Origin of the sequence: Ktedonobacter sp. SOSP1-85, from assembly GCF_016587415.1 — a bacterium.
Taxonomy (GTDB): Bacteria; Chloroflexota; Ktedonobacteria; order Ktedonobacterales; family Ktedonobacteraceae; genus Ktedonobacter.
On the sequence record NZ_BNJI01000001.1, the window covers coordinates 1,864,146 to 1,878,118 of the forward strand.

The 13,973-nt window shown below is 52.4% G+C and carries 12 protein-coding genes and 2 pseudogenes; 9 read left to right on the plus strand and 5 right to left on the minus strand.

The genetic code is table 11. From position 1 onward, the window contains the following. Positions 1 to 72 precede the first annotated feature (72 nt). A pseudogene (locus tag KTE_RS07955) lies at positions 73 to 758 on the plus strand (IS6 family transposase). Between the two features lie 129 nt (positions 759 to 887). Here the strand turns inward: KTE_RS07955 and KTE_RS07960 are convergent. Continuing rightward, positions 888 to 1,580: a hypothetical protein gene (locus KTE_RS07960; protein ID WP_201380069.1), complete on the minus strand. Its 693-nt coding sequence runs from the start codon at positions 1,578 to 1,580 to the stop codon at positions 888 to 890. A 294-nt stretch (positions 1,581 to 1,874) separates the two neighbouring features. Here KTE_RS07960 and KTE_RS07965 point away from each other — a divergent pair, with 294 nt between their 5' ends. The 5 genes and pseudogenes from KTE_RS07965 to KTE_RS07985 all read left to right on the plus strand — a co-directional run bounded on the left by KTE_RS07965 (position 1,875) and on the right by KTE_RS07985 (position 6,615). Then, on the plus strand, positions 1,875 to 2,063 hold the full coding sequence (locus KTE_RS07965; protein ID WP_201380071.1) for a hypothetical protein: 189 nt from the start codon (positions 1,875 to 1,877) through the stop codon (positions 2,061 to 2,063). A 227-nt stretch (positions 2,064 to 2,290) separates the two neighbouring features. Next, a pseudogene (locus KTE_RS49505) lies at positions 2,291 to 2,713 on the plus strand (phosphate-starvation-inducible PsiE family protein); the annotation flags it as partial. 44 nt (positions 2,714 to 2,757) lie between these two features. After that, positions 2,758 to 3,114: a helix-turn-helix domain-containing protein gene (locus KTE_RS47420; protein ID WP_236600323.1), complete on the plus strand. Its 357-nt coding sequence runs from the start codon at positions 2,758 to 2,760 to the stop codon at positions 3,112 to 3,114. A gap of 249 nt (positions 3,115 to 3,363) precedes the next feature. After that, positions 3,364 to 4,998: an IS1182 family transposase gene (locus tag KTE_RS07980; RefSeq protein ID WP_201380073.1), complete on the plus strand. Its 1,635-nt coding sequence runs from the start codon at positions 3,364 to 3,366 to the stop codon at positions 4,996 to 4,998. Between the two features lie 126 nt (positions 4,999 to 5,124). Further along, complete coding sequence (locus KTE_RS07985) at positions 5,125 to 6,615, plus strand: ISL3 family transposase (protein WP_307811909.1); 1,491 nt, start codon at positions 5,125 to 5,127, stop codon at positions 6,613 to 6,615. A gap of 134 nt (positions 6,616 to 6,749) precedes the next feature. Here KTE_RS07985 and KTE_RS07990 read toward each other — a convergent pair whose 3' ends face one another. From KTE_RS07990 to KTE_RS08005, 4 genes are all read right to left on the minus strand, one after another. Next, positions 6,750 to 7,496: a bifunctional 2-polyprenyl-6-hydroxyphenol methylase/3-demethylubiquinol 3-O-methyltransferase UbiG gene (locus KTE_RS07990; protein ID WP_201380075.1), complete on the minus strand. Its 747-nt coding sequence runs from the start codon at positions 7,494 to 7,496 to the stop codon at positions 6,750 to 6,752. Between the two features lie 1,093 nt (positions 7,497 to 8,589). Next, positions 8,590 to 9,024 (minus strand): cupredoxin family copper-binding protein, encoded by a 435-nt coding sequence (locus KTE_RS07995; protein WP_201380076.1) that lies wholly within the window; start codon positions 9,022 to 9,024, stop codon positions 8,590 to 8,592. Positions 9,025 to 9,967: 943 nt separating this feature from the next. Beyond that, complete coding sequence (locus KTE_RS08000; protein WP_201380077.1) at positions 9,968 to 10,870, minus strand: hypothetical protein; 903 nt, start codon at positions 10,868 to 10,870, stop codon at positions 9,968 to 9,970. Further along, positions 10,839 to 11,051, minus strand: a complete 213-nt coding sequence (locus tag KTE_RS08005) for a hypothetical protein (protein ID WP_201380078.1) — start codon at positions 11,049 to 11,051, stop codon at positions 10,839 to 10,841. Before KTE_RS08005 ends, KTE_RS08000 begins: the two co-directional genes overlap by 32 nt. Positions 11,052 to 11,294: 243 nt before the next feature. Here KTE_RS08005 and KTE_RS08010 point away from each other — a divergent pair, with 243 nt between their 5' ends. From KTE_RS08010 to KTE_RS08020, 3 genes are all read left to right on the plus strand, one after another. After that, on the plus strand, positions 11,295 to 11,540 hold the full coding sequence (locus KTE_RS08010) for a hypothetical protein (RefSeq protein ID WP_201380079.1): 246 nt from the start codon (positions 11,295 to 11,297) through the stop codon (positions 11,538 to 11,540). Positions 11,541 to 11,650: 110 nt separating this feature from the next. Beyond that, positions 11,651 to 12,211, plus strand: a complete 561-nt coding sequence (locus tag KTE_RS08015; RefSeq protein WP_201380081.1) for a hypothetical protein — start codon at positions 11,651 to 11,653, stop codon at positions 12,209 to 12,211. Positions 12,212 to 12,650: 439 nt separating this feature from the next. Beyond that, positions 12,651 to 13,952, plus strand: coding sequence for a transposase (locus KTE_RS08020; RefSeq protein ID WP_201380083.1), 1,302 nt, complete (start codon positions 12,651 to 12,653; stop codon positions 13,950 to 13,952). Positions 13,953 to 13,973 lie beyond the last annotated feature (21 nt).

Below are 13,973 nucleotides of genomic sequence, written 5' to 3' on the forward strand. Positions count from 1 at the left end.
CCCCGCATGGCGCGATTCTTATGATGGTATTGTTAACTTGCCGAAAAGCGAATGCTCCCGCATACTGATTGCATGAAAATAAACCCCATTACTCCTCACTACAAAGGCTTTCGCTTCCCGCCCGAAATTATCAGTCACGCGGTATGGCTGTATTTTCGCTTCTCTCTCAGTTGCGCGTGATGTCGAGGAACTTCTCGCCCAGCGCGGGATCGTCGTCACCTATGAAACGGTACGTCAATGGTGCCTGAAATTTGGGCAAACGTACGCCAATGCATTGCGACATTGTCATCCTCGTTGTGGTGACAAGTGGCATCTGGACGAGGTGTTTCTTACGATCCGTGGTGAGAGACAGTATTTGTGGCGAGCGGTGGATCAAGACGGAAATGTGCTTGACATCCTTGTGCAGAGTCGCCGCAACACAAAAGCTGCCAAACGCTTCTTCCACAAACTGCTCAAAGAGCTCCACTACATCCCTCGCCTCATCATCACGGATACGCTCAAAAGGTATGGAGCCGCGAAATGAGAGATCTTGACTGGCGTGCAACATCGGCAACACACATGCTTGAACCATCGAGCGGAAAATTCGCACCAACCGACACGATTGCGAGAGAAGAAAATGCGACGCTTCACATCAGCCCGCACAGGCACAGCGCTTTCTCTCGACATTCAGTCCCATCGCTGGGCATTTCCAACCTCGACGTCATCGCTTGACTGCCGGGACATACCGTGCCATTTTACAGAGCCGATTTCAGCAATGAAACGCGGGTGACTGGAGTCAAGCAGGTCGCATAACCACACCAATCTCCCCACTTCTCATTGGCCTTTAACGCCTTTCCTCGTTCTTACTTATCAATTTTTCATCCAGCTTCGAACAAGTTGACAATACCTTAGCGCACATTACCAGTTTCGACTGTAAGATGGTGAAGATCAATAACGCTGAACTTACCCTCGACCAGACTTCCTGGCATCACCAATGAGGAGGTTCCCAGCATCTCGTGCTTCTGTTCCTTGCCGCTTACCAGCGCCAGGCGTGGCTTGTATGTCTTGATAAGCTCAGCAAGCACAGTGCTTCCTTGCTCATGTAAGCCCTTATGCTCCGGTGGTGTACTGAAGAGGAAGATCTTCTGGTAGTCTTTAAGCTCTCCCAGGAATTTTAGCCGGTATTCGACCTCCCAGCCTGGATAGCGCAGAGTTTCTAGCTCTTCACGTATTACATGAGGATCGTCTATCACCGCGCCACCTACTCCAGTAAAGACGATGTAGCCGGGAGCAATGGCAAAGGTAGTATGCACTCCTCGTAGGAAAGGATAGGCAATTTCAATATTTGCCGATTCCCGTAGATACTCGTAAATGGGCACATCCTCTGATCCAGGGATATAAAAAGTAGGTAAACGGGTCTCAGCGAGTATTTTGAAGAGTTTTCCATAGACCTGAGTCGTAGCCCCCTTAGGAGCCAGGCTACCGAGAACAGCAACAGCATCCACATCTATACTGGTCACCTTCTTGGCTAGCAATTCAACCTCTTCCAGATTTCCAAGAGGTTCTGAAGTTGCCAATACTTTGCTTATATGTTTCCGCATCTTGAACGACTCCTATCATGCAATTGAGCATGTGTTTGTGAAATCGTAATATCCCTAAATCACTAAGGTTAAAAGGCATAAGGTCATCCACTTCCTTATCCTGTTTCCTCATTTCTTGGACTTCACTTTTACGCACGATAGGCAAAGGAGAAAGTTTCATCGTTCTTTGGAACGGTCAAAGAAGAATGCGTGTATCGCACACACACAATGAAGCGTTCGATGGTGAAATGGCAGCGATCGCCCTCGCACTCAAAAACTTGATGTTCCAGAAGTGGGGGAGTCACCTACGACGAGGTGATAGATACCGGAGAGCATCTCCCAGGCATGGCCTCCCTGTGGGACGTTGCCGCACCTGAAGAGCGCTATGAGATGGTCACGATTCTCTTGGAGCCTGAGGGGCTATTTTATGACACCGAATTGAAAATGATTGTCGCACTCAAACCACGTCCGGCCGTCAAGCACCACAGCCTCCGGACCGATTAATCCAAGAGCGCGCGTGCTTCGAAGCCTACAATACCGACTCCCTCAATGCCGTGTGCTATGATGAGGTCATCACGTGAAAGAAGGAGGTCGCATGCCAGATTCCCAATTAGACACCCACTCCGATACTGCTGGGAAAAACGTCTCTACCGACCAGCAGTCTACCACCTCTGAGCCAGAGGTGGTAGACTGCTGGTCGGTAGAGACGTTTTTCCTTGATCTCAGGGTATGTGCTGGATCGGGCCGATGGCATCATCTATGCTGTTGTAGGTGCTTGTTTCCTCATAGGCGCTATCTGCGCGCTCTGCTATAGCTTTTGGGATTTCGGGACCAATATAACAGCAGCCATAGGAGCGGGAAGAGGAGATCCTGCCCTACTGGCAAAGGCCATTATCCAATTCGTCTCAGATCTTCTGCTGGTCTTGATTATCATGGAGGTACTGGGGACCGTTACCCATTATCTCAAATCCCACGCGACCTCGCTGCGCCCATTTCTCTTTATCGGCATCGTCTCTGCTACCCGAAGCATTCTCTCCATCGGTGCCCGGCTCTCCGTCGAAGGCTCTTCCGTCCCCTCCCAAGAATTCACCCATGCCATGATCGAGTTAGGGGTCAGTGCTGCCGTAATCCTCGCTCTGGGCATCACCCTCACCTTGCTGAGTAGGATGGCCTCACACGGCGGTTTGAGTGACTCCTCTTGCTCCTTTTTTTGTATTGGTCACCTAAACGGGACGTCACCACCAGGCATCTCCCACCGCCCACGCACCCGAGCCTCTCGCCCGCACAGCAAGAAGAGGCGATCACGCTCTTGCAGCAACCCGACATGTCCATCCGCAAGGTCGTCAGTGCTCTGGGTACCTCGCGGGGAACGATTCAGCGGTTGGTTGAGCAGGAAGGCATCGAGCGGCAGACGAGCCAGAAGCTCTCGTTCGAGCAGCGGGAAGAGGCGTTCCGGTTACTGGACGAGGGGGTATCGCTCAGGCAGGTGGCTTGGCAGTTCGGCGTCAACCCCGAGTCGCTTCGGCGCTTGGCCATGAGGCACAAGCCCTTGTAAAAACAAAAACACCGACACTCATTGAGTGTCGGTGTGTCCCACTGGGGGAGCGAGACGGAACCGACGGGATTCTCTTTATTTACAACAACACTGCGTGACAGGCTGCTACTTTATAGTAGATAAACGTTCTTGTAGAATGGCTCATGGTCATTCCTGTTACTGGTGGCGAAGTCAAAGAGAGAAACTGGATCTCATCAATTAATATAGAGTAGACGTATGGTTTGTTGCTTGTTGATAGGGAGGTCATCCATGTCACTCAAATCGCTGCCGATTCCGCCAATTCCAGAAGAAGTCGTTCGTGTTGCTCATACGGTATTTCCCCATGGAAATGTGGTTATGCAAGTGCGTGACGCTCTGGGAACGATTTACACTGATGAGGCATTTGCCGACCTATTTCCGACCCATGGGCAACCCGCTTTCGCCCCGTGGCGGTTGGCGCTCGTGACCATCTTTCAATTTATGGAAGGCTTGACCGATCGCCAGGCCGCTGACGCTGTCCGAGATCGGCTGGCGTGGAAGTATGCCCTCAGTCTGGAATTGACCGACGCTGGCTTTGATCATACGGTGCTCTCTGAGTTTCGTGCTCGCCTGATCGAGGGCAAAGCCGAACAACGCCTGCTGGATTTGCTGTTGGAGCGGTGTCGGGAGGGAGGGTGGCTGAAAGCTCATGGACGACAACGCACCGACTCCACCCATATCCTCGCGAAAATCCGTTCCCTGAGCCGCACCTTGCGCGTTGCGCAGACCATGGTCTACGTCTTGAATGTGCTCTCGGAGGTTGCCCCTGATTGGATTCGCGCCCACGCTCCGGCCGAGTGGGTGGAGCGATATGGGCAACGTCTCGAAGAGGAGCGCTTACCAAAAGAGGAGCAGGAGCGCACGCAGTACGCTAACCAAGTAGGAACTGATGGCTGGATGCTCCTCGATGCGCTCCAGGCTTCCTGCACCCCAGACTGGCTGAAAACGCTCCCTGCCGTGACCACCCTTCGCACCATTTGGGAGCAACAGTTTGAAGCACGGGAGCAAGGAGGGCAATGGAGGAAAGAGCCAGTTCTCCCAGCAGCTCAGCTGATTACCTCTCCCTATGACCTCGACGCGAGAAATGGCAAGAAGAGAAGCACGTTTTGGACCGGATACAAAGTGCATTTTACCCAGGCGTGCGATGAAGATGCCCCACAACTGATCACTTCTGTCCAGACGACCGCTGCTCCTCTGAGCGATGAGGGAAGCATTTCTGCCATCCATGCTGACCTGGCGAAGAAGGAACTGCTTCCGGATCAGCATCTCGTGGATTCGGGATATGTCACGATCGCTAATCTTGTTCAGAGCCAATCTGACTATGAGGTGGATTTGCTTGGTCCCACGCTCAAAACCCACTGGTATCAGGCAGAGACCGGCTACGACCTCACGCATTTCTCCATCGATTGGGAAACAGAGACCGTCACCTGCCCACAGGGGCGCACCAGTTCGAGCTGGACACCCGTTCAGGATGCAGGCAAGTCGTTGATCAAGATCAAGTTTTCTCAGAGCGATTGTAAGGTCTGTCCCAGTCGGACCCTCTGTACAGGAACGACTCGACGTCCCCTGACCTTGCACCCCAAGGAACAAATGCAGGCGCTTTTTGCAGCGCGCGGGCGGGAGAAGACGGAGGAGTTCAAGGACACCTATCGCCATCGGGCAGGGATTGAAGGAACGCATTCACAGGCGGTGCGCACGATGGGCTTACGCCGTTCGCGCTATATCGGTCTCCCCAAAACCCACCTGGGCCATATAGCTATTGCTGCCGCCGTCAATATCATTCAACTTATGAGCTTTCTACGGGGAGAAGCACCAGCGCAAATTCGTCTCTCTGCCTTCAAACAGGTCATGAAGCAAGCAAGCTGAGATGGAAGCTTCGACTTCGCCACCAGTAACATTCCTGGTGCATACTGCTTGTTTGCTTTTATGTATTGGCAAACAATGATATGCTTCCTTCTAAAAGAGTGTTTCATCACCAAGAATGAGGTTGTGATGGAAAGGACGCCCCTGCTTCCACTGCCTGAAGGGATGTTGATTGATGAGATCCAGATCACCGAAAACGGTTTGGTCATTGCGGTCATTGCGACACATCCTACGTCGTGTTGTCCCTTGTGTTCTGACCTGTCATCCTCGATCCAAAGTCACTATCGTCGGGTCTTGCGTGATGTGCCCTGCGCAGGACGCCAGGTTCAGTTGTTCCTCACCGTGCGGAAATTCTACTGTCGCAATCCCCTCTGTCCACGGAAAATTTTTACTGAACGGCTCCCGTCCTTTGTGGAGCCCTGGGCCAGGATGACCATCCGGTACTGCCAGCAGATCACCTCCATCGGACTGGCCACCTGTGGCAAAGGGGGGGTTCGACTTGCCACCCGTTTAGGTATCCAGACCACGCGTCAGACGATTCTGCGCCGCGTCATGGATCTCCCCGATGCCCTTCCTGCTTCAATCGTCTATCTTGGGGTAGACGATTTTTCGTTTCGACGAGGCTGCCGATTCGGCACGGTCCTGGTCAACTTGGAGAGCCGGCGGGTGGTAGATCTCTTATCTGATCGGGAAGCGGAAACTTCGGCTGCCTGGATGCGCCAGCACCCAGATCTGATGGCGGTCAGCCGAGATCGTGGAGGGGAATATGCCTCTGCTGCGCGAGAAGGCGCTCCCCAAGCCATTCAGTGTGCGGACAGATTTCACCTGTTGAAAAATCTTCGAGAGGCTTTGGAGGGGCTTCTGGCGCGCCATTTGTCTACTCAGTGCAAACGTCAGACACAAGTCATCCTTGAGGAGGAGGTCCCAACGTGGCAATCCGAGCGAGCGGTCAGAATTTCTCCAAACCTGGAGCGCCTTCAACAAAGCCGACGTGAGGAACGTCTGGCTCGATACGCGCAGGTGATCGCTTTACGTAAGCTTGATCTGAGTCAAGCTGCTATTGCTCGACAGGTCGGCATAGGCGCCAGCACAGTGCAGAGTTGGTTGGCAGCGGGGACGTTTCCTGAACGTAAGCCGCGTGAGCAAGCCAGCCACGTTGATCGCTATCTCCCCTACCTGTTCAAGCGTTGGGAAGACGGCTGCCACAATATCGCCTGCCTCTTTCGCGAACTCGTAGAGCAAGGATACCAGGGGTCCTATGAGAGTGTACGGGACAACCTTGTCCGTCTGCTTCCAACCGGGCGAAAGAATCCTGCTCACTCATCGTTGAAGGCACCAGCTTTGGCGACTTCACGACAAGCTTCCTTTCTGTTTCTTCGTCGCCCGGAAAAGCTCCGGGTTGAGGAGCAGGATACGTTGGCCAAGCTTCGTCAGCTTCACCCGGAGGTCGATCTGGCCTATGACCTGGTTCAGCAGTTTGCGCAGATGCTGCGCACCCGCACGGGCGAGCACCTCGATGCCTGGCTGACCCAGGCAGCAAGCAGCAAGCTCCCTGAACTCCAGTCTTTTGCCGTTGGTGTTGAAAGAGACAAAGATGCTGTGAGGAATGGCCTCACCTGATGGATCAATAATGGCATGGTCGAAGGTCACGTGACCAAGCTGAAATTGATCAAAAGACAGGGGTATGGCAGAGCAGGTTTTCCTCTGCTCCGCCAGCGGGTGCTTCATGCAATCTGAGAAAAGCCCTCTTTCACCTATCTCGCTTCTTTCAGAGGCGCAACGCGCGTAGCAAAAATGACCAGATAGCCAGGGACCAACCAATAGCGTTCAGCATTGTGCAGCTCGGCAACCGTTTTCTCTAGTTGAGGCTCAATCACCTTTTGGAGCATGCCGCCTGCTTGAATAACACTGTTCAGATACGTACTGAGTGGGCGATGGATGAAGTATCCTCCATAGGTTTGTTTGATGGATCGTTCCTCAAAATAGTCCCGGACCTCGACATAGCCTTTTTCCTTCCATGCTGATCCTGTTTCTTCAAAACATGGATGGAGGATGGAAAAAAGGAGTCCTCCACCACTCTTGAGTGCTGTAATACAGTTCTTGAGTGCAGGCTCATAGTTGGGGATATCCATCAAGACCATGTTCGCAATCACAAAATCAAAGGTGTTGGAGGGAGGCGTCCAGGTCGAGAGATCAGCTTGTACATAGTGAATGCCTAACTGTTCCTCCTGTTCTCGGCTCCGCGCATACGTGTAGAAAGCTTCTGATGGCTCGACACCTGTGATGCTAGCTCCCTTTTTGGCAAGGAGCCGACAAAGATATCCTTGACCACATCCTGCATCCAGAATGCTTTTGCCTCTCACATCTCCAAGCAGGGCAAAAATGGCTGGATTCAGAAGATGTTTGCGCGTGAGATCCCCTTCCTCACCAAACCCTTCGATGAGATCCTGAGGATATTCAGCATAGGCCTTTATCACGTCTGCATTGGTCACTTCTGTCATGACTTCCTCCTGGCATTTTGTTCTTGTGGGCATACTGGCAAGAAAGTATATCATATGGATGCTAAGCAGGCAGTATGCACCAGGAGTGGCCATGAGCCGTAGAATTATAACATACACGAGAGAAACCACATTAATTAGTTTGGGGGGATGTCAAAGCTGCCTCTTACCACCTCTGGGGGAGAATGACTTTTTATAGCTTGCCATTGGTGCCGATGGAGAGATTCTAGTCGGTTTATTTGTGGGTATTTGTTGTCGTTTTCTGAACGCTTAAAATCTTGGCCTATCGTCTGTGGGTATTGGTAGTTTCTTTTATCTGTTGGTCAGTGTGGCTGTACTAAACGCTGTACTTGTTGTACTAAGATGATGGTTCGATTTTTTCAACTAGAGCTATGAGAGCGACCTGAAGAGACTCTTGAATATAGCTGACCAAAATGACGATGGCGGCGCTGCTTCTCTTTTCGGTTCCTCAATACTCGTTTTTTCCGTTGTTTGAGCGTTCAAATCAGCTCCGATGTACTCTATTATATGACATAGTGCCTTGAGTTCCTTTCGGACTATGTTCATGAATTTGATATGGTCAGCCTTTGTCTTTTGCACTTCTGCCGTTTCTAGTGCTGCTTTGATTGTCCCGACAGAGAGACGCAACGTTTCAAGCTTCTGGTAGCATTCTGGTGTCATCGCAGCCCTTCTCATAGATTGCAGAACGTCAATATTTGTGATGTCCTACCCCTCTTTAATCATTATAGTCAAGATAGAAAAGCTTTACCAAGGCCTTAGGCTACGGCATCTTTTTCACGTATTATTGGTGTTCTGATTTGATTATAGAAATTGCCTTTTCAAGCACAGTTTGCCATTGATACGTATAAGAAGGCTAGAAGCTGGTTTATCTATTGCTACTTCGAGCCTTCTGGTGGTGCAGAGGGGGAGAGTTGAAGTCCACGACGCGAGAACCTAGGTGCTCTTCTGATGCGGTTCCATTGGCCTGCTGTGCGGAATAGCGTTTTATTTTTGTCCATTGGAGGTGAATCAAATGTATATGATCTCAACCTCTAGGATGTCAAAATGGATGTCAGAATTTCTACTGTATGGCTTGCTATTGTACGATAATGGTAGCTGTCATTGATGGATGGATGGAACAGTGGTAACTGAAGGTTCCAGCCTTACTAAAGGTAAAGCTAAAACTACTGCCAGAGGCAAGTGCACCCGAATTGAAGGCTCCCTGGTCAGCTGTGACTGTGTGAGTCGCGCTATCGTTGTTTGCCCATGTTACTTTGGTTCCCACTTTGACCGTGAGACTATTTGGGGTGAAAGTGAATTGCGCGATGGAAATACTATTCCCGCGGCTGGAGACTGTGGTTGGAGCTGTAGTAGGGGCCGTTGTGGGTGCTGTAGCGGGGACCGTTGTGGGTGTTGGTGCGCTAGTAGTTGCGGAGGCGCCACCGCATGCCGCCAGCGCCAGCAAAAGGCTAACAACATATAGACAAAGCCAGGCTTTGGTCGCGGCGCTTGTGAGGTTTTTCTGGTTCATCCTTTTCTCCTCAGGTGTGAGATACTTTGTTGTACGCGTGTTGTCAAATGAAGCAAGGATACGTTACCGACAAGATGTTTTCTCTCGAGAAGCTTTTGCAAATGCCTATCACATTCAAGCTCCAAGGCATAACACAAACACCGCACCTTATAGCAGAGTATGCTTTCGTAAACTCATAGTCTCTCTCCTCCATAAACTAGGTCTTCAAACCGTGAACACAGGTGAAGAATGCAAAGGCTGTCAATCCATAGAAGTATTTCACTTCTCCCCAAATAAATACATCCGTTCCCTGAATTACACCTGAAAATCCCCCACTATATTCCACAACTAATGCAGTTTTATTGCTTAGGCTTTGCCCATGTATGGTTGCTAAAACCGCACTACAGGCGAGTTGTTTTTATGTTTTTTACAGAAGGGTTTCTATAGTTAAGATAGGGCAATCTTGGAGGTTTTATGCTGATATATAGCCAAAAAGCGATTTCTCAAGGTTGCTTGTGTATCAAGTTTCCTTGAGAAATTAGCACTAATTTGATAAGTTTTACAAGCCTTCAACTTTCAGAAGGTGTTTATGAGCCTTATGGCTTGACATTGATACGCAAAGGTTAGAAGTAGGTTTATCAGTTCTACTTCTAACCTTCTAGGGGCCAAGGTCAGAGGATTTGAACCTCCCATTGCGGCTTTTTGGCCTGGCTTTGAAGCTCTGTTCTCGGCCTTTTTGAGCTTGAGAGTAGGTTATTTTGTCCATTCTTGTTGATCCTGCCCCGAAATTGTGGAAGAGCCCACGGGATACGCAACGAGCTAGAAGCAAGCGAGTAATAAAGGGAGAGAGGAAGGTTGCTGGAGGATACTGAAATCAGGCAAGGCCTCTCGGCCCTCATGATCAGCTCAGAGGGAAGAGAATACATCGTAGAAAAAGCTGTCGTGTTTGCTGGTTCCTCCTTGGTTAGTTGCTGACAAGGAATGCGGGAACGCCGGCAAGGGTGATGCGCAGTTGGGGTGGTCCCCACCAGGCATTGCGTGCGAGCCGGTCGCACCAACTCCAGCGGTAATGCGAACGCACCACACGCGGTGGGCGAGGAGGAGGAGAAAGAGGCCCGGGCATTTCCGCAAGAGGATGCACCTCGACATATTGCCTGCGCCAATGAGCCATCCACGTGCGACGAAGTGCTCGACCGGCGACATCCACCCACCGGATGGCTCCGAGAAGATGAGGATTGCACTCCACAGACGAAGAACTGGGTAAGAGACGGCGTATTGCACTCACCCGACGAGCACGATTACCTTTCGCTCCCCGTCCCAGACACTGTCCCCGCAGATCACAGTGCGGACAATCCGCCTGGGAAGCGACGTAGACGGCCCGTTGCGTAAAGGCATTTTCTTGACGCACTTCGCTTAGCCAGAGGCTTGCTCCTGCCGGACAACGGAGCATCCCGTTTTCTTGCGGGGTAAAGGCCCCAGCCCCGAAGCGTCCCGTTGTACCTCCGAAGGCTCTCGCCCACTGCCATGGGCCATACTCTTCCACTGAGTTTTCCACAGCCACTAAATGAGGAGGGGCCTCTTTCGCAGGAGCCCACTCGATCTCGCGTACCATGCCTGCTTGCATCTCTTGCCCAAGCACTAACCGCAGGTTCCACACCCATTGGCACGCGATTTGCCAGAGTTCTTGCCCACACTCGGTGTAGGAACACCAGCGATCGGGATCTTCTTCAATATCTTCGTCAGCCAATACCGCTTCAAAGGCGACTCGCCCATGATAGAGGTCCAATACATCCTCGACCAGGAAGCCATCGATTGGCAACGTCGTGATGAAGATCTCATACACCCACTCGCCGATACACTTGCCCACCGAAGCCCTCTTGCCTGATGCGGGTTTGAGATACCCCCTCATCCAATTGCAACCAGCCGCCATCAAACAACTCGACCTCCTCATCGCTGTTCACTCTAGTCACCCTCGCGGTTGGTGGGTGGGCCAGCACGTGTTGGATCTGAGGGTGCTCCAGGACGCGATACCCTCTCGCTCGTGTCACCAGGTACCGGCTGAAACAGTCGCCCAGATCGTGAGTTGGGGAATTTTTGGAGCAGCTGTCAAATGGAGTCAGGAAGCGCACACGAAGTCGAAAAGACAGATGACCCAAGATATTTTTCAGGTCATAAACGAAGGGACGATGCACTTTTTCACCTAAGCTGTGTCAGCATAATGCATACGTTTCTCCCTTAAAGCTTATTCGAAAACCTGGAGAGAACGAAAACGATCACCATGTTGAAAGCAGATGAGGCTACAAGCCAGTTGTAGGAAGGCCGGACAGGAGGAAGAGGCGAGCAGCACCTTCTGGTGTGCTGCCCACCAGAAGGTGCTGCTCGATGAGACGTGGCTGCACGAGTTGCTCAGCCAACTAGCCACGCCTGGGAGCGAAGGCGCGGTGCAACGGCCCCTTGGCGCTGGCCTGCACAGCGCACCTGCCACTGGAAGTGGGCCACAGGTGGATTGGGGGAGGCACTACACGGATCTGCTATAATGCAATAACAAAGAGCGACGAAGACCAAACTTCAGAGTCTCCAAGGATCCCAGGGTCGTCCAGACTTCCAATGGGGCTCATCGAAAGGCTAGTTCAGGAGTGAGTTGGCGTTGAATCTCGATAACGTTATACCTAACCCGCAATTTCGCATGTGTCACTCCCGTGTCATCGCTGCCCCGCTCGCCGATGTATGGGACGAGCTGAACACGGTGCCGATGTCCGCGCTCCCTCTTGGGCTCGTGCTCGAGAGCCTGCGTCTCCTGCCTGCGAAACTCTCCGGCCAAAAGCATCCAAGCTTGGCAGGGCTCACCTTTCTCGATGTCACGCCCATTCCCGTTCTGTTCTCCGAGCCTCCCCATGTTGTGATCTCGGCAGGCCTCAGTCAGGCCTGGCGCCTGCTGGGAGGATCGACGCCGCCCGTCCTGGACGCGGCGGGTTTGCGAGATTGGACCGGGACTGGATGGCTAAAGGTAGGGATGGAGTTCCGCCTGGAATCCACCCCCAAGGGCAATCTGCTAAGTACCGAGACCCGCATTCACGCGATGGACCCAGATACAATGCGGGCCTTCACGGCGTACTGGTTCGTCATCCGCCCGTTTAGCGATGCGATTCGTCGGGAGGTCTTGAGAGTAGTCGCGCATCGAGCGGAAACGACGCAAAGGCCGCGTTGATTTGCAACGAGTCAGCGATAGCGGCCCAGTCCGCGTCCGTAATGCGGCTCCGTTGCGGGGTGACCGTGATTACGGTCAGGAACGCGCGAGGTCATGCCCCCCTCCTTGTTGTTTCCCTTCACGGCGCGACGGGTTCTTCGATTCTGTCAGAATTGAAACCACATCTTGGCATGAAGTCAGACTTTTGCTCTTCTTCCCCCAGATAGAAGAGAACGGAAAGGGAAGACAAAGCTCATGAATTGTCCTTAGTGCGCGGCATCTACGACCCGCAAGCGCGCCAAGAAAACTGAACTTGGTTACCTGACATTCTTTTGCTCAACGTGCCAACGAACCTTCAATCACTAAGTTTGCACTTTCCCAAATGGGTAAAAAATTGAAAGCATGGAGGACTCATGATACAAAAGAAACAAGCAAAAACGTCTTTTGTCAGGAGTCAGCCATGCCACACCCTATTGTATGTCTGGACGCGCGTTTTCGCCAGTATCTAGACCACTGGCAGACCTTGTTTTCGCGCCCACAATTTCAGCACTTCGTTACCGTGCTGCTTGCGTTGATCGTCGGTTCCCAAGGGTTCACGCTCTTGCACTTCAAACGGGCGGTGGCTGGGAGCAAAAGTCTGGCAAGTCTGAGCCGTTTCCTTGCCCAAGCTCCGTGGAGCCAAAGACTCATACATGCCCTGGCCTGGTCTCGCTTTGTGGCTCAGATGCAGCCCTCGGTACACGAGGATCTCTCACGCCAGCGCACATTGCAACCTGTTGGACGAGGTCGCCCTCGCAAGCTCTTCGTGAGAGGCTACTTAATTGGCGACGACTCGACGATTGGCAAACCGAAAGGCGTGAAGATGCAAGGCCTGGGGCGGCATCACGACAGCAAGCAGAACCAACGGGTCAAGGGCCATTCCCTGGTGCAAGGCCTCTATGTCTTGCTTGGACAGCATTTTCCGCTTGAGCCCCGACTCTACCGTCAGCAGGCGACCTGTGAGCAAGAAGGGGTCCCTTTCCAGAGCAAGATTGCTCTCATGATTGAGATCATCAAGCAGTTTGAGCCGCCGCAGGACACGCTCACCCACGTGTTGCTCGACAGTTGGTACAGCGCCAAAGCCATCTGGAAAGCGGCACGAGATCGTGGCTTTTTGATCACCACGGCCTTGCGCAGCAATCGCTCGGTGCGCATCCCGGATGCGGCCTCGCCACAAGGCTGGCGTTGGCAACGGCTTTGCGCCTATGCCGAAAGCCTACCAGATGCGGCCTTTGTGCCCTGTGCCTGGCCACGCAACCCCGAGCATCGGGTGTGGGTGCATGTGCTGAGCAGTTCGGTGAAAAGCTTGTATCGCTGTCAACTGATCATCATTCGTCAGCACCTCGATGATCCAGTGAGCCGGGCTCGCTTCTGGGCTTCAAGCGATCTGCAGGCCGATGTGGAGCAGCTGCTCACCCATATCTCTCGTCGCTGGGACATCGAGGTCTTCTTTGAAGACGTCAAAGAACTGCTGGGTATTGATCACTATCAACTGATGAGTGCCCAGGGGCTGCAGCGCTATTGGAGTTTGTGCTGGATCGCCTTCTCCTTTTTGGAGGAGCATCGCGGCTGGTTGCAGACCCAATGGCAACGGCATGTAACGCTGGGGGAAGCCAAACGGAATCTCCAGCAAATTCATCACCGCTTGCTTGTGGCATGGATCGCTGATCACGCGCTTCAAGGCACCACAAGCGAGCAAATTGCTGATCTCTTGACCGCTTAAGCGGCTTGTTTTGAAATGTGC